Raw genomic sequence first — 16333 nt, forward strand, 5'->3', positions numbered from 1 at the left:
ATCGCGCCGAATGCTCGGATCAGAATCTGGTGCGCATCTGCTGGGGATGGCGGGCAAATCGGCCTTGAAGCCGAGGTCGCGCAACAGAGCGGCCCTACATGCGCGAACGCATGGCGGCTTGCTCAGGTCTCAGACCGGCGGTGCGCGGGGATTGGCGGGCGATCGGCCGGCGACAAAGCCGTGAGGCGCGTCGAGATGCCGGATGAAGGCGTTCAGGTCGACGATCCGGTAGACAACTGGCAGATAGTCGATTGCTGACGGCACATCCGCGTGGGCGGGATGAGAGCAACCGAGCGCGCAGCCGCTCATCAGATCATGCTGCGCCGTGCCGCGGTCGGTCGTGTCACCCGGCGAAGAAGCCCCCGGCGAGCAAAACGTTATGGCCAGAGTGCGATCGAGAGCGATGCTCGCAGCATTGGCACCCGACGCGAGCCCTGTCAGGACCATCTGGAGCACGAGCAGATAGGCCACGGCGACCGCGACCCAACGGCTCGATTCTGCTCTCTGGCGCCACGCGGACAAGGGCTGCCCTCCTGACGTTTGGATAGCACTGCTGTTGGCCGCGTCAATTGCCAAGGCGCAAACGAGCGTCGGGCACCTCACGCAAGACAGTACGGCATGGAGCTGCATGCGCAGTCCCCTCGGTCCCCCCGTGCAGAGATCCCCGCCCCGCCAAGAAGCTTCGAGAGGCGATGCCGGCTTGACGGCGACGTCGCGGCGGCATCCTGCGCCGCCGCGACGAGCCTCAGGCGCTCAGCGAGCGGCTGCCCGGACGTGCCGCGCGGCTTCAACCATATTGACGAGAGCAGGCCTGACCTCCTCCCATTTGCGGGTCTTCAGGCCGCAATCGGGGTTGATCCAGAGCTGTTCGTCTGCGAGCTGGAGGCGAGCGAGCTTCATCAGGCTCGTCATCTCGCCCACCTCGGGCACCCGCGGCGAGTGGATGTCATAGACGCCGGGACCGATCTCGTTGGGGTAGCGATAGGTCTTGAAGGCGTCGAGCAATTCCATCTTCGACCGCGAGGTCTCGATCGAGATCACATCGGCGTCCATCGCGGCGATCGCGTCGATGATGTCGTTGAACTCCGAGTAGCACATATGGGTGTGCACCTGGGTTGCGTCGGTGACGCCCGAGGCACAGAGCCTGAAGCTGCCCACCGCCCAGTCCAGATAGCCCTTCCACTCGCTCTTGCGCAGCGGCAGCCCCTCGCGCAGCGCCGCCTCGTCGATCTGGATCATCGCGGCACCTGCCTTCTCCAAATCGATGACCTCGTCGCGGATCGCCAGCGCGATCTGGCGGCAGGAGGCACTGCGCGGGATGTCGTCGCGGATGAAAGACCAGTTCAGGATCGTAACGGGCCCGGTCAGCATGCCCTTCATCGGCCTCATCGTCAGCGACTGCGAATAGGTCCACCAGCCGACCGTCATCGGCTGCGGCCGCGAGACGTCGCCGAACAGGATCGGCGGCCGCACACAGCGCGAGCCGTAGCTCTGGACCCAGCCATGTTTGGTGAAGGCGAAGCCGGCGAGCTGCTCGCCAAAATACTGCACCATGTCGTTGCGCTCGAACTCGCCATGGACGAGCACGTCGAGGCCAATCTCCTCCTGCCAGCGCACCGTGCGCTCCGTCTCCTCACGCAGGAATTGCTCATAGTCGGCATCGCTGATCAGGCCCTTGGCATGAGCCGAGCGGGCCTTGCGGACCTCGGCGGTCTGCGGAAAGGAGCCGATCGTTGTCGTCGGGAAGGCTGGCAGGTTGAAGCGTTCGCGCTGCAATTTCGCTCGGGCTGCGAAGGGGCTCTTGCGGTCCGTCATGCTGGGCGTCACCGCCGCGACACGCGCAGCCACTGCGGCATCGTGGACTTTCGGCGAGGCCTTTCGGGCCGCCGCTGCGGCCGCCGAAGCGTCCAGGGCATCCCCGACGCTGTCGCGGCCACCCGCCAGGGCTTTGCCCAGCACCGAGAGTTCGCCCATCTTCTGCACGGAGAAGGCGAGCCAGCTCTTCAGGTCGGAATCGAGATCGGTTTCGAGATCGAGATCGATCGGCGTGTGCAGCAGCGAGCAGGAGGGCGCGATCTGGACATGGTCGGTGCCGCGCCTGGCGACAACCGGCTCGAGCCGGTCGAGCAGCGCCGGCAGGTTGGCCCGCCAGATGTTGCGGCCATCGATCATGCCGAGCGACAGCACGAGCCCGCGCGGCGCCTTGGTCAGCACCTCCTCGAGCTGCGCGGGAGCGCGCACGAGGTCGAGATGAAGGCCTGCGACAGGCAGCGTGACCGCCGTGTCGAGATTGTCGCCGAGACCACCGAAATAGGTCGTCAGCATGATCTTCAGCTGCGGCAGGGCATGGGCGATGGTGGCATAGGTCCGGCGCAGGGCGTCGCGGGCGGCCTCGTCGAGATCGAGCACCAGACAAGGCTCGTCGATCTGGACCCATTCGGCACCATTGGCGGAAAGGCGGCGCAGCACATCGATATAGACCGGCAGCAACTCGCCGAGCAGCGAGAGCGGATCGAGGCTGGCGTCCTTGCTCTTGCCGAGCTTCAGATAGGTGACCGGCCCAAGCAGAACGGGGCGGGTGTCGTAGCCGAGTGACTTGGCCTCACGATACTCGTCGACCGCCTTGAGCGAGGACAGTGCGAAGCGCTGTCCGGTCGCGAATTCCGGCACCATGTAGTGGTAGTTGGTGTCGAACCACTTGGTCATTTCCTGCGCCGGGGCGCCGTGGGAATGCTCGTGGTCGTGGTGGGCATGGCCGCAGGAGGTGTGCGGCTCGGTCTCGCTTTGCGCACCTCGCGCCATGGCGAAATAGGTCGCCAGCCCGACCGGACCACCCTTCCAGCCATAGATCTCGGGAATCGCGCCGACCATCACGCTGGTGTCCAGCACCTGATCGTAGAACGAAAAGTCGTTCGACGGGATGACGGTGACACCGCGTGCCTTCTGGCGGGCCCAGTTGGCGGCGCGCAATGCGGCGGCGGTGTCGAGCAGGTCCCTTTCGGTCGACTTGCCCGACCAATAGCTTTCGAGAGCGAGTTTGAGTTCGCGGCGCGGACCAATGCGCGGCGTCCCAAGGGTCGCGACAGGAAGTGAAGATGACATAGGCTTACCCCAGAAGTTGGGAGCAAAGGCCAAAGCGGACGCGTCCAGGATTCCGCCGGCGAAGAGCCTGCGCAATCGCAAAGCGCTCCACCGGGACACCCCGCCCGAGGACGTTCAGTTCGTCGAGGCAGGTCTCCTGGCTCACGGGTCATCGCTGCTGTCCGGCCTTCCCGAGACCTTGCCGGCCTCAGTGACACATCTTGGACAGCGGCTCACCGCTTACAGTTGCGGGGGCAGCGCCGGCCTTGCCCAGGTCAATAGCGACCTCGACGCACCGGCTTCCCTCTTAGCTCCGGGCAAACAGACCCGGAGAACCACGACACCCCAACCTAGGTCCAAATGCTCGCCGCAGTCAATGGGAATATAAAGACATCTTTATGTCTCCATGTCGCTATCTGCGCCGACTGACGCTGCTCCCGACGGCGGGATGTTCCGTGGTCGCGCGCAGGCGATGCGGGGCAAGCAGTTCCCGCGCAATTGCTAAAGTAGAATAATTAGAATCTATATCTATTATAGATTTCAAATGTACTTCACGCTACAAAATTACATCAGAAAACACTGTGTCAAATTTACAATTGCGAATCCTAGTACCAGCGGACTACATCCACCCGCAAATGGACTGGGGCCTTCCAATGAAGAAAAAATCAAAACTATATTTTTCAGCCGCTTTCCTTTTTACAATCCTTCAAAGCACGATTTGTTACTCTCAAGCGATCGCAGATGGCGGCAGTGCGTCACCGGCGTTCACGCTCGACCAGATTACGGTCACGGCGACACGCGGTGAAAAGCAGGTTCTCGATGTTCCCGGCGTCGTGAACGTTATCTCACGGCAGGAACTCGACGAGCGCATGACGCGCGACATGCAGGACCTCGTCCGCTACCAGCCGGGCGTCAGCGTCAACCGCCTCACCAGCGGCACCGACCCGTTCGGCAACCTCGATGGCTTCACGATCCGGGGGGTCGGCGGCAACCGCGTCCAGATGCAGGTCGATGGATCGCGTGTGATCGAGCGCATCACTGATGGCAATCGCAACTTTGTCGAGATGCCCTTCCTGAAGAGCGTCGAGATCGTGCGTGGCCCGGGCTCCGTGCTCTGGGGCGCCGATGCTCTGGGCGGCATCGTCGCCTATCGTACGCTCGATCCCCAGGACCTGCTGAAAGGCAAGGACAAGCCGTATGCCGTACGTCTCGATGCCGGGTATGACAGTTTCGACCGCTCCTTCACCAAGACCGGCATTGCGGCCTTCAGGCTCACCCCTGCCCTCGAGGCCATTGTCGGCCTGAGCCAGAAGACGGCGGAGGAGGCCAAACTCAGCCGTGCCCGGGCCGATGGCGGCCGCTGGGGCTGCCCCGTGCCGAGCCTGCGCTATCTCGGCTGCGACACGCTGAACCCGCTCGACAGCACGGTTTGGAACGCCTTCGGCAAGATCGTCTTCTCGCCGACGACAGACCATACGTTCAAGCTGACCGGAGAGTATTTCAACAACAGCTCAAAGGTAAATCAGCTCTGGGACTACAATGTCTTGGCGTCTGGTCTCCGCAACGGACCCTATATCCGAGATGAAGTGAAGTCACGCCAGCGCATCGCCTTCGAGCATCAATGGGATGTCGGCACGAGCTTCCTCGACTCGATCCGCTGGCAGGCATCGTTCTCGCCACAGAAGCGTGAGGTCACCAATAATCGCTACCAGACGCAGACCAACAACCAGCAGCGTTTCACCCGCGGCTTCCTCGACTATTCCGAACAATTCTCCCAGCTCGACATCCAGGCCAAGTCGAGCTTCGCGCTCGGCTCGAGCTTCCACAGGCTGACCTACGGGTTCCAGGGCGACGTCACCAAGACCGATTATGAGCGTCGCGACGACGTCCGGAACATGTCGACCGGCGTCACCACCACGACGATTGCAGGCGGCTTCAACTTCGCCAACGCGACGACGACGCGCTACGATTTCTATCTGCAGGACGAAATCGAATTGCTGAACGGTCGCTGGACGATCACGCCGGGCGTCCGTTACGCCAATTACAAGATCGACCCGAGCATTGGGCCAGGCTACGTCATCGTGCCGGGCAAGGCTCCGCGCGAGATCGACTCGCATAAGCTGATCCCGCAGGTCGGCACGATCTTCAAGCTCGACGAGACCTATTCGCTCTATGCCCGCTACGCCCAGGGCTTCAAGATGCCGACCGCGCAGCAGCTCTATACGTCGCTGCCGATGGGCACCCAGAACCTGATCCCGAACCCGGATCTCAAGCCCGAGAGCGTCACGTCCTACGAAGCCGGCATCCGCGGCCGCTTCGACAATGGCTGGTTCTCGGTCGGCGTCTTCCACGCCGATTACAAGGACTTCATTCAGAACTTCGCGCCGATCCTCGGTTCGACCGATCTGACCTATCGCAACCTCTCGAGCGTCAAGATTTCCGGTATCGAGGCATCGGCCGAGTGGAAATTCCACGAGCGCTGGCTCGCCAATGTCGCGTTGAGCTACCAATACGGCACGCAAAAAGCCGATGCTGGCGCATTGACCACGCCGTATAACTCGATCACCCCGTTTACTGCTGTCGCCGGACTGAAATACCTGATGCCCGAATATGGGCTGGAGGCCGAGGTCATCGGAACCTTCGGGGCGGGCGTCACCCGCGCCAGCGCGCCGACCATCTTCAAGCCGGCGGGCTACACCGTGTTCGATGCCTTCCTGAACTGGAAGCCGACCTCGTACATCACCGTCCGCGGCGGCGTGCAGAACATCTTCGACCGCCGCTATTTCTCGAACGTCTATAATTTCGACAAGGTTCCGGCTTCGGCCGCAGTCGCCGCGACCAACCCGCTCGAACTGCAGACCGCGGCTGGCCGCACCTTCAAGCTCGCAGCCTCGGTCGAGTTCTGAGACGCAGCGGACCTAGCGCCACCCGATTGACGGGCCGCGGCTGTGACAAGCGCGGTTGGTCACGCGACGCTCCGAGCGAGACCCCGGAGCGTCGCATCCTTTCCTTGGAGCCCCTTATGACAAGCACCACACATCCCCGCGAACTGCTGAAGCAACCCTCGGCCGAAATCCTGGCAAGCCTGCCCGCCATGGGCCGCATCATGCTGAGCGCACGCTCCGGCGGCGCGACGCATGAGCGCATGGGCGTGGTCGGCACCGTCTCGATCGACGGGACCAGGGCGCGCCTCGCAGGCGAGTTCCACGACAGCACGCTCGATCTTGCGGTCGTGACCCGGCTGGTCGCGGACCGCACCAGCAAGATGCGCGACCGGGTGCTGCCCAGGCTCGAGTGCCAGGACGCCGCCGGCGAGGTGTTGTTCAGCCTGATCGGGCTCGACGGGTTGGAGCTCTTCGACAAGGCGCTTGCCCCATTCGGCGCCGGTGAGGCCCTGGAGCCGGTCGAGCGCGAGAGCGCTGCCGGCGGCGGATCGCCTGATGTGCCCGAGGATGATCTCGGTGCCGCGACCTTCGCCGCGATCCTGCGCAATGGCGTGCCGATCTCGATCGATTTCACGAAACCGGGCCTGGCCCAGCATTGGGGAGGTGCGCTGCCAGAGCCGAAGCCGGCCATGGGCTTCGTCAACATCATGCAGGGCGACTTCCACCTTCACTTGCGCGCTGGTGCGGTCGCAAGCTGGCTGCGGCAGGTCGCCGGCTCGGAGGTCGAGCTTGCAGCGCATGATTCCGACGGCCAGCCGTTCGGCCTCGTGCTGCGCGGCCCGGCCGCGGCCTTCGACGGCGTTCCGCTCGGCAATCCCCATGGCTGAGCCCTCCCTCACCGCCGGATCCGTGTCCCTGGCTCATCGGCGCGCGACCTGGCTCTTGCCCGAGACCGGCGAGGCCATTGCCCAGTACGATCTGATGCGGACGATGGCGCAGAAGCGCGTCGTGCTGCTCGGCGAGAGTCATGACATCGCTGAGATCCATCGCTGGCAGCTCCATGTCACGGCGTTCCTGCATACGCTGCGGCCGCAGATGGCGGTCGGTTTCGAGATGTTCCCACGTCGGCTCCAGCCGGTGCTCGACGCCTGGGTCGAGGGCGAGATGGACACCGCGACCTTCCTGGAGCGGTCGGAATGGGCACAGGTCTGGGGTTTCGATCCCGAGCTCTACCTGCCGCTCTTCCATTTCTGCCGACAGCAGCGCGTGCCGATGCTCGCGCTCAACTGCCATCGGCCGCTGGTCACGCGTGTCGGCCAGGTCGGTTGGGATGCGATTCCCATCGAAGAGCGCGATGGCGTGACGCCGGCTGCCCCCGCGACGGAGGGGTACCGGCGCTATCTCGCCGGAATCATGAGCGGTTTCGCCGGGCCAGATCGCCCACGCGCCATGGAGCCGGACCGCTTCGATCGCTTCATTCGAGCCCAGCAGACCTGGGATCGCGCCTTCGCCTGCGGCATCGCCGATCATCTGGCAAAGGCACAAGACAACCCGCTCGTCATCGGTATCATCGGGCGCGGCCATCTCGAATACGGCCATGGCACGCCCTATCAGCTCCGCGATCTCGGCATCGATGATCTGGCTGTGCTGCTGCCGACCGACCGTGCCTGCCATGACCAGGAAAGCCTGAAGGGCATTGGCGACGCGATCTTCAGGCTCGACACGCCGGAGCCGCCCTCGCCGCGACGCAGTTCGCCCAGGGCCTCTTCGTGACCAGGATCATCTCGCAGATCGCGCTGTTGACCCGGCTCTGCATCAGCGGGCCGGGCGGGCGGGCCGGATTGGTCTATTTCGCGCTCGTGCTCGGGCTCGGCTTGGCCGGGGTCCAGGTTTCTGTCCGCCTGATCGCCTGGACGGCGGATTTCTACAACGCGCTGCAGAAGCTCGATGTCGATGCGACACTGCGCCAGATCGCGGTGTTCTTCGGGCTGATCGCCATCAGCGTGAGCCTGTTCCTGAGTGGCAGCTACCTGCGCAAGATGCTTCAGATCCGCTGGCGTCGCTCGCTGACCGAAGCCGCGCTCGACCGCTGGCTCTCCAACAAGGCCTATTGGCATCTGCGCGACCGCACGGATAACGGCCTCGACAACCCGGACCAGCGCATCGCCGAAGACTGCCGCATCTTTGTCGACAAGCTCACCGGCGAGGCGATCGAGCTCATCACCAACATCGTCGCGCTGGTCTCCTTCTTCGCGATCCTGTGGTCGCTCTCGACCTTTGCCCTCGCCTTCACGGTTGGAGGCGTCGCGGTCGAGATCCCGCGCTACATGGTCTGGGCTGCGCCGCTCTACGTCGCGATCTCGAGCGGCCTGACGCATTGGCTCGGCAAGCCATTGAAATCCCTCGCCTTCGAGCAGCAGCGCCGCGAGGCCGATTTCCGCTTCGCACTGACGCGGCTGCGCGAGCATGTCGAGGCCGTCGCTCTGGCGAATGGCGAGGCGGCCGAACGGCGCCTGCTCGCGGACCGCTTCGGCGCGATCATCCAGAATTGGCGCGGCCTCGCCAATCGCGAGTTGATCCTCGGCTGCTTCACCAGGCCCTATATGCAGACGGTCCTGCGCATCCCGCTCTTCCTGGCGTTGCCGGCCTTCCTGGCCGGGCGCGTCACCTTCGGCGGTTTGATGCAGATCGGCTCGGCCTTCCAGAACGTCGTGACCACGCTTTCCTGGTTCATCTTTTCCTATCGCGATCTTGCCGAACTCGCGGCATCGGCCAGCCGCCTGAGTCATTTCCTTGGGGCTGCCGAGGACAATGTGGACGCGCCGCGGCCAGCGCTCGTCACGGGACAGAAGAACCGGATCCTGCTGCAGGATGTCGCCCTTCGCGTCCCCGACGGCCGCGCCCTCGAGCCCCTCCCCGAGATCAGGCTTGAAGCAGGCGGGACGTATTGGATTTCAGCGCCCTCCGGGCATGGCAAGAGTGCCCTGGTGAAGGCCCTTGCCGGGTTGTGGCGGCATGGCGCGGGGCAAATCGAACGGCCGGATGCCAAAATGGTCTTCCTGCCGCAGCAGCCCTACCTGCCCCTCGGCGGGCTGCGGGGAGCATTGGCCTATCCCGCCTCCCCTGAGACCCATCGGGCCGAGGACTATGAGCGAGCCCTGGGGGCCGTCGGCATGGCCCAGTTGTGGGAAATCGACGAGCCGACCTGGAACGACGCGCGCCGCGGCCTGTCCGGCGGCGAGCGCCAGCGCCTGGCTCTTGCCCGCATCCATCTCCAGAAGCCGGACTGGATCGTGCTCGACGAGGCGACCAGTGCGCTCGACCCGGCAGCCGAACGCGATCTGCTCGCGACCTTGCGCCAGGACTTGCCGCTGGCGACTTTCATCCTGATCGCGCACCGGCCGCCCTTGGGCCTGGACGACTATCGCGCAATCCACCTGTCGAGACGCGACGGCTCTTGTGCCGGAGCCTCTGACGAGCGCCGCGGCGAGCTTGCAGAGGCTTAGTATGTCCCCAAGCTGCCATCCTTGCTGCTGCGGTCCGATCGTTGCGGCTCCATCAGAGATCGTCAGATGACCGCCGCCTCGTTCTCGGCTGGGCCAGCGCTGCGCCAGCGTTTCCGGACCTTGGCCCTGCTGCCGCGGCTGCTGCGCTCGTTCTGGCAGACGAGTCCCGCGCTGTCGGCCACGATCATCGTCTTGCGCCTGCTGCGCGCGGCTCAGCCGCCGCTCGTGCTCTTCATTGGCAAGCTGATCGTCGACGAGATCATGCTCCAGACCGCCTCGCCAGCTCCTGGACCGACGCTGGCGGACTGGGTGGACAGCGGGCGCCTGAGCGCGGTCGCCGGCTGGCTTGTGCTCGAATTCCTGCTCGTCGCCACCGCAAACGCGCTCGCGCGCATCGGAGCCTTCGTGGAGAGGGTCCTGACCGAGCGGCATGATAATGCGCTCGGCGTGGCGCTCATCAAGCAGGTTGCGAGCCTGGATCTGCGCGACATCGAGACCAGCTCTGCGCAGGACAGGCTGCAACGGGCCCGCACCCAGCGCTTCACGAGTAACCAGCTGCTGACCTCCCTGCTGAGCCAGGCTCAGGATTTCGTCACGCTCATCCTGTTTGTCATCGGCCTGTTCTCCTATGCGCCCCTGCTGATCATTCTGCTGTTGCTCGCACTCCTGCCGACGCTCGCCGGTGAAGCGCATTTCAATGCAAAGGGTTATGGGCTGAACGTCTCGGTCACGTCCGAGCGCCGGCAAATGGATTACATCCAGATCGTCGGTTCAGCGGCCGAATCCGCCAAGGAGATGAAGCTGTTCGGGCTCGGCGCCTACCTGGCGGGCCGCTTTGCCGAACTCGCCGACAAGGTCCATCGTGGCAATCGCGATCTCGCGGCTCGGCGCACGCTCTGGGGCAGTCTGTTTGGGGCAATCGCCTCGTTGGCTTATTACGCTGCCTATGCCGTCATCGCCTGGCGCGCCCTGAAGGGTGAACTCGGCATCGGCGATCTCACCTTTCTCGCCGGCTCGTTGCTGCGGCTGAACGGCCTGTTCGAGCGGCTGATCCTCGGCCTGACCCAGATCACGTCGCAGACCCAGTATCTCGACGATTTCTTCTCGTTCATGGACCTCCGCTCGACGATGGTCGCCCCGTCGAGCCCACGACCATTTCCGGTGCCGATGCGGCAGGGTATCGTCTTCGACAAGGTCGGATTCCGTTATCCCGGCAAGGATGCCTGGGCGCTGCGCGATCTCAGTTTCTCCATTCCCGTCGGCGAGACACTCGCCCTCGTCGGTGAAAACGGCGCCGGCAAGACCACGATCGTCAAACTGCTGACCAGACTCTACGAGCCGGACGAGGGCCGCATCCTCGTTGACGGCATCGACATCCGCGATATCGACATCGCCGACCTGCAGCACCAGATCGGCGCCATTTTCCAGGATTTCGTGCGCTATCACATGACCGCCGCAGAGAATATCGGCATTGGGCGCGTCGGCTGCCTCAGCGATCGGCCGCGGGTCATCGACGCCGCGCAGAAGAGCCTCGCCCATCCGCTGATCGAGACGCTGCCGGAGGGCTACGAGCAGATGCTGGGCCGCGTCTTTGCGCGGGGGCTCGATCTCTCCGGGGGCGAATGGCAGAAGATCGCGATTGCCAGAGCCTATTTTCGCGACGCAACCATCCTGGTTCTCGATGAGCCGACCGCTGCGCTGGATGCCCGCGCCGAAGCGGAGATCTTCGAACGCTTCCGCAATCTGAGCGAGGCGAAGACCGCATTGCTGATCTCGCATCGCTTCGCCACCGTCCGGATGGCCGACCGCATCCTCGTGCTGGAGAACGGCGCCATCCTCGAAAGCGGCAGCCATGAGGAGCTCATCGCGCTGCACGGGCGCTACGCCGAGCTGTTCGCGTTGCAGGCCGCAGGCTTCCAGTAAGAGCCTCAGGCGCCTCGGGCCAGGGCCTCGACCGGGTCCAGGCCCGCGGCATTGCGCGCCGGCAGGAAGCCGAAGCCGACACCGATCAGCGTCGAGCAGGCAATCGCTGCGGCGAAGGCCTCGGCCGAGTAGATGAAGCGAACCGGCGAGCCGGAGAGCGCGAATCCCCAGCCGATGGAGAGCGCCAGAGCGATACCGAGCACGCCCCCGATGAAGCAGACCAGAGAGGCCTCGATCAGGAACTGCTGGAGGATGTCGCCGCGGCGCGCGCCCACGGCCATGCGCAGGCCGATCTCGCCGGTGCGCTCGATCACCGAGACCAGCATGATATTCATCACGCCGATGCCGCCGACGAGCAGGGAGATCACGGCGATCGAGGCGATCAGCAGCGCGAAGGTCGCGTTGTTGCTGGTGATCGCCTGACGGATTGCGTCATTGTTCCGGATAAAGAAATCCTCGGCGCGGTGGCGATGCGTCAACAGCTCGGTGACGGCGCTCTGCGCCGACTCCATCGGTGTGTCGTCATTGACGCGCAGGATGATGCTGCGCAGCGAGAGATCCCCGAGGAAACGGCCCTGGACGGTGGTGTAGGGCAGGTAGACCTGAGGGTTCAGGCTGGCGCCGAAGCCGCTCTGCTGGGGCCGCATCACTCCGATCACGCGGGCAGGGACGGAGCCGATCAGGATGACGCTGCCGATCGGGTCCTGGCCGGTCCGCGCGAACAGGGCACTGACCGTGTTCTCGTCGATAACCACATCCTGCGAGAGGCGTCGGACGTCGACCGCGTCGAAGAGCCGGCCCTGGGCCAAGACGCCGCCCGTGACCGCGAAATACTGCTCGCCGACGCCCATGACCAATCCCGATGCCTCGGCGGAGCCGAAACGCAGCGTGGCATTCGTCGACACGGTCGGTGTGACGCCTTCGGCATAGGGCTGGCTCGCGAGGATATGGGCATCGGCGACCGTCAGGGTCTTGATCTGGCCCGAGCGGCGGTCGCCGATGGTGGCTCCGGGATAGATCTCGAGCGTGTTGGTGCCGAGCCCGGCGATATTGGCGAGAACCTGCTGGCGCGAGCCCTCCCCCAGCGCCACCACGCTGACGACAGAGGCGATGCCGATGACGATGCCGAGCATGGTCAGCGCGGAGCGCAGCTTATGGGCGCGCATCGACAGGATGGCCATGCCGAAGGCCTCGCGCAGCCGGCCGAACGCGGCCCGCCACGAGCCCCCCCGCGGCACGTCCAGCACCGGGTTCGCCGTGGAAACGAGCGCCGGGCGGGTCCTCCGATCGGAGATGATCCGGCCGTCGCTAAGCTCGATGATGCGGTCGGCTCGGGCCGCGACGTTCATGTCATGAGTGACAAGAATGATCGTGTGGCCCTCGCGGCCGAGTTCCTCGAGCAGGGTCAGCATCTCCTCGCCGCTCTTGCGGTCGAGTGCGCCGGTCGGCTCGTCGGCAAGGATGACGCGGGCCCCGTTCATCAGGGCCCGCGCGATCGAAACCCGCTGCTGCTGGCCGCCCGACATCTCGGCCGGGCGATGGGTCTTGCGGGTACCGAGGCCGAGCCGGTCGAGCAAGGCGGCTGCCCGATTGCGCCGCGGCTCGGCGGCAACCCCTGCGTAGATCGCCGGCACCTCGACATTGGCGAGTGCGGTCAGTTCCGACAGCAGATGATAGCGCTGGAAGACGAAGCCGAAATACTCGCGCCGCAGCCGTGCCAATTCGTCCGGCCCGAGATCGCGCGTCGGGCGGCCGTCGATCTCGTAGACACCGCCGGTCGGCCGGTCGAGGCAGCCGATGATGTTCATCAGGGTGGATTTGCCCGAGCCCGACGGTCCGACGATCGCAACCATCTCGCCGGCCTCGATGGTCAACTCGGCCCCGTCGAGCGCCGCAATCGCCGCTTCGCCTGCGCCGAAATCGCGCCGGACCCCGCTCAGCCTGATCAGCGGCACGCCCATGCGGTCAGAACCCGAGCGGGCCACGCATGCGGCGGGCCGCTGCGGGGGAGCCCGTGTGTGCGATGACGACACGCTCGCCCGCTTTCAGCCCGGAAGAGATTTCCGCGACGATCTTGTTGTCGAGCCCAACCGTGACTTTGCGCGGCGCGGGCTTGCCATCGTCACCGACGACATCGAGCCAGGGCTCTCCGCCCCGGCGCCTGATCGCCGTGGACGGCACGGTGACGACGCCCTGCACCCGCCCGACGACCACCGTTACCTGGACCGTCATCGAGGTCAGCAGCCTTCCGTCGGAGTTGGGCACCTCGAACAGCGCGTTGTAGTAGATCGCCGAGGAGGTCGAGGAGGCGTTCGTGCCCGAAGAGGCCGAGGCGCTGCTCGTATTCTGCGTCTTCAGCGTATCAGGCGCCGGTTCGACAAAGGCGATCCTGCCAGGGAAGCGCCGATCGGGCGCGCCGAGAACGCTGAACAGGGCCTCTTGGCCGGCCTTGACCCTGAGCACGTCTGCTTCCGAGATCTTGGCCTTGACCGTCATGGTCGACACGTCGCCAAGCACGATGATGGTCGGCGCGGATTGCGCCGCGTTCACCGTCTGGCCTTCCTGCGTCACGATGGCCAGTGCGGTGCCCGCCGCCGGAGCTGTGATGCGGGTATAGCCGAGCTTGGCGCGGGCGGTCTCGACCTTGACGCCGCCGGAAATGATCTGGGCGTCGAGCGCCGCAATCTGGGCGCGGGTCGTGCGCACCGTCATCTCGGCCGATTCGTAATTGTCGCGGGAGACCGCGTTCTGGCCGAGCATCTGCTTCTGACGGGCAAGCACGGATTCGGCATAGGCGAGGCTGGCGAGGCGCTCCTCGCGCTGCGCCTGCAGCACGGCGAGCTCGGCCTCGGCCGAGCGCAGTTCATTCTGCTGGGTGACGCCATCGATCTCGGCGATCAGGTCGCCCTCGCTCACGTTCTGGCCCAGGGCCACCTTGAGCGAGATCAGCCGGCCGGAGACCTGCGCGCCGACGCTCACCTGCCGGATCGGCTCCAGCGCGCCGCTGGCCAGCACGACCTCTTCGACATCGCCCATCGTGGCGGCGACCGTCGGCAGTTGAATCGCGGCCGGCTGCGGCGCCTGCTGCGAGCGCAGGGCATAGCCACCCGCCCCCAGCATGCCCAGGACAAGCAGCAGCATCAAGGCACGGCGCGACGTCATGGGCTTGGGACCTCCAGGGAGACAGCACGCAGGCGGGGCCCCTGCGGCGGATCCTCGACGCGCGGGCGGGACACGTCGACTGGCCGGAGCCAGCCACCGCCAAGCGCCTTGTTGAGGGCGATGAACCGGGTCGCCAGCGCGATCTGGCTCTGAATCCGCGAATCCTCGGAGCTATACTGCGAGCGCTGCGCATCGAGCACGTCGAGGAAGCTGGCGCCGCCCGACTGGTAGAGCGCCTGGGACAGCTGCGCCGCCTGACCGGAAGCCGCAGCCGCCGTCGACAGGCTGGCCAGCCGCAGTCGCTCCTGCCGCAATCCAACCAGTGCGTCCTCGACATCCTGCAGGGCGCTCAGCACAGCGAGCCGAAGCGCCGCATCCGACTGGTCGCGCCGGGCGCGCGCCACATCGACCGCGGCCGCGAGTTCGCCCCCATTGAAGATCGGCACGCTCAGCGATGGGCCGATCGACCAGCCGATCGCGCTGTTCTTCGCGAGGTCGCCGAGCTTCAGCGCCGAGGTCGAGATATTGCCGGTCAGGCTCACGGAAGGGTAGCGAACCGCCTCGGCCTGGCCGATCCGTGCCGTTGCCTGGGCGAGACTGCGCTCGGCCCGCCGGACATCCGGCCGGTTGCGCAGCACGTCCGCCGGGACGCCGGCTTGCGGTGGCGCGGGCGTCGCCGGCACCTTCGCAGCGCCGGTCAAGCGCGAGCCCATGGCGGATGGCGGGCGGCCAACCAGCACCGCGATACGGTGCTGGGTCTGCGACAGCGCGGTTTCAAGGGCCGGAATCTGCGCCTCGGTGCTCGCGACCTGCGCCACCGCCCTCGCCGTATCGACCGCCGAGACATCGCCGGCCTGGAAGCGGACCCGCGTCAGTGCCTCGGTCGCCCGCTGGGTTTCGACCGTCCGCTTGGCAAGCACAATGCGCGCCTGGTAGCCGCGCGCCTCGATGACAGCCGAAGCGACATCCCCAATGAGCGTCAGCAGTACTCCGTCGAGATCATCGTCGGCGGCATCGACGCCATAGGTCGCGGCTTCGACGGCGCGGTCGCGCCCGCCGAAGATGTCGAGCTCCCAGGAGGTGTCGAAGCCCGCGCGGAAGCTGTTGCTCATGCCGTTGCCGCCCCCTGAATCGGAGCTTGTGGCGTAACGCGAACGCGTTGCCGATGCTGAACCATTGACCTGAGGAAACAGCGGCGCGATCGCCTGGACCCGGCTCGCTCGCGCTTCGCGAATCCGCGCCTTCGCCTGGGCGACATCGAGATTGCCTGCAACCGCTTCGGTCACGAGCCCATCCAGCACAGGATCCTTGAATTGCCGCCACCACTCCGACCGAGCGGGAGGCCGCGCAGCCGAAGCGGCGCCATTCCATTGGGTGGGCAGATCCTGCGTCGGCGCGACGTAGTCGGGGCCGACCGAGCAGGCGCCAAGGCAGAGCAGAACAGGCAGCGCGAGCAGCCTCGTCCAATCCGATATCAGCCTGTCGCGAGAGTGCATCCCGTCCATGTCCGCCGCATTGGCGACCTTTCCATTCCAGGCGGAAAGAGCGCAGATCGGCGGTCATAGGCGCCGTATTTCAGAATGATTCCAAAGACGAAGACCCCGCGAAGTGCCGATCTCTGGCTATCTTGAACGCCTACAAAGCGGCCTCGCGAATTGCAAGGCGCCAGCCCCGCGAAAGCGGTTCGTCGACGTCTGAGCCAGGACCAACTCGGGCTGATCCGGCAGCCAGCGCGGCCGCGATACCATCCGCCGCGCTCTCGACGGCTGAGATCGG

Annotated in this window: 10 protein-coding genes and 1 riboswitch; of the genes, 5 read left to right on the plus strand and 5 right to left on the minus strand. The window is 65.4% G+C overall.

The features are described from left to right. Window positions 1-129: 129 nt before the first annotated feature. Window positions 130-522 carry a hypothetical protein gene (locus AB4118_RS21205; protein ID WP_441491607.1) on the minus strand — a complete coding sequence of 131 codons (393 nt, stop codon included), beginning with the start codon at window positions 520-522 and terminating at the stop codon, window positions 130-132. A gap of 231 nt (window positions 523-753) precedes the next feature. Beyond that, window positions 754-3102, minus strand: a complete 2349-nt coding sequence (metE, locus tag AB4118_RS21210) for a 5-methyltetrahydropteroyltriglutamate--homocysteine S-methyltransferase (protein WP_441491608.1) — start codon at window positions 3100-3102, stop codon at window positions 754-756. 109 nt (window positions 3103-3211) lie between these two features. Next, window positions 3212-3436: riboswitch (cobalamin riboswitch) on the minus strand. 298 nt (window positions 3437-3734) lie between these two features. On the opposite strand from metE, the gene AB4118_RS21215 reads away from it, so the two are divergent. The 5 genes from AB4118_RS21215 (at window position 3735) to AB4118_RS21235 (ending at window position 11395) form a co-directional block, all read left to right on the plus strand. Then, window positions 3735-5987, plus strand: coding sequence for a TonB-dependent hemoglobin/transferrin/lactoferrin family receptor (locus AB4118_RS21215; protein WP_441491609.1), 2253 nt, complete (start codon window positions 3735-3737; stop codon window positions 5985-5987). A gap of 116 nt (window positions 5988-6103) precedes the next feature. Continuing rightward, on the plus strand, window positions 6104-6853 hold the full coding sequence (locus AB4118_RS21220) for a hypothetical protein (RefSeq protein WP_441491610.1): 750 nt from the start codon (window positions 6104-6106) through the stop codon (window positions 6851-6853). Beyond that, complete coding sequence (locus AB4118_RS21225; protein ID WP_441491611.1) at window positions 6846-7739, plus strand: ChaN family lipoprotein; 894 nt, start codon at window positions 6846-6848, stop codon at window positions 7737-7739. Before AB4118_RS21220 ends, AB4118_RS21225 begins: the two co-directional genes overlap by 8 nt. Further along, on the plus strand, window positions 7736-9472 hold the full coding sequence (locus AB4118_RS21230) for an ABC transporter ATP-binding protein/permease (RefSeq protein ID WP_441491612.1): 1737 nt from the start codon (window positions 7736-7738) through the stop codon (window positions 9470-9472). The genes AB4118_RS21225 and AB4118_RS21230 overlap by 4 nt, the downstream gene beginning before the upstream one ends. A gap of 66 nt (window positions 9473-9538) precedes the next feature. Further along, window positions 9539-11395, plus strand: a complete 1857-nt coding sequence (locus tag AB4118_RS21235) for an ABC transporter ATP-binding protein (RefSeq protein WP_441491613.1) — start codon at window positions 9539-9541, stop codon at window positions 11393-11395. A gap of 5 nt (window positions 11396-11400) precedes the next feature. Here AB4118_RS21235 and AB4118_RS21240 read toward each other — a convergent pair whose 3' ends face one another. Genes AB4118_RS21240 through AB4118_RS21250 form a run of 3 tightly spaced genes read right to left on the minus strand, consistent with a single transcriptional unit; the run spans window position 11401 to window position 16062 of the window. Then, a complete protein-coding gene (locus tag AB4118_RS21240) occupies window positions 11401-13356 on the minus strand; it encodes a MacB family efflux pump subunit (protein WP_441491614.1) in 1956 nt (651 codons plus the stop codon). Between the two features lie 4 nt (window positions 13357-13360). Further along, the gene (locus tag AB4118_RS21245; protein WP_441491615.1) at window positions 13361-14557 is read right to left on the minus strand and encodes an efflux RND transporter periplasmic adaptor subunit; all 1197 of its coding nucleotides are present in this window, start codon (window positions 14555-14557) and stop codon (window positions 13361-13363) included. Continuing rightward, window positions 14554-16062 (minus strand): efflux transporter outer membrane subunit, encoded by a 1509-nt coding sequence (locus AB4118_RS21250; RefSeq protein ID WP_441491616.1) that lies wholly within the window; start codon window positions 16060-16062, stop codon window positions 14554-14556. Before AB4118_RS21250 ends, AB4118_RS21245 begins: the two co-directional genes overlap by 4 nt. Between the last annotated feature and the right edge of the window lie 271 nt (window positions 16063-16333).

This window comes from Allobosea sp. 2RAB26 (genome assembly GCF_052115465.1).
In the GTDB taxonomy this organism is placed as follows: Bacteria; Pseudomonadota; Alphaproteobacteria; order Rhizobiales; family Beijerinckiaceae; genus Allobosea.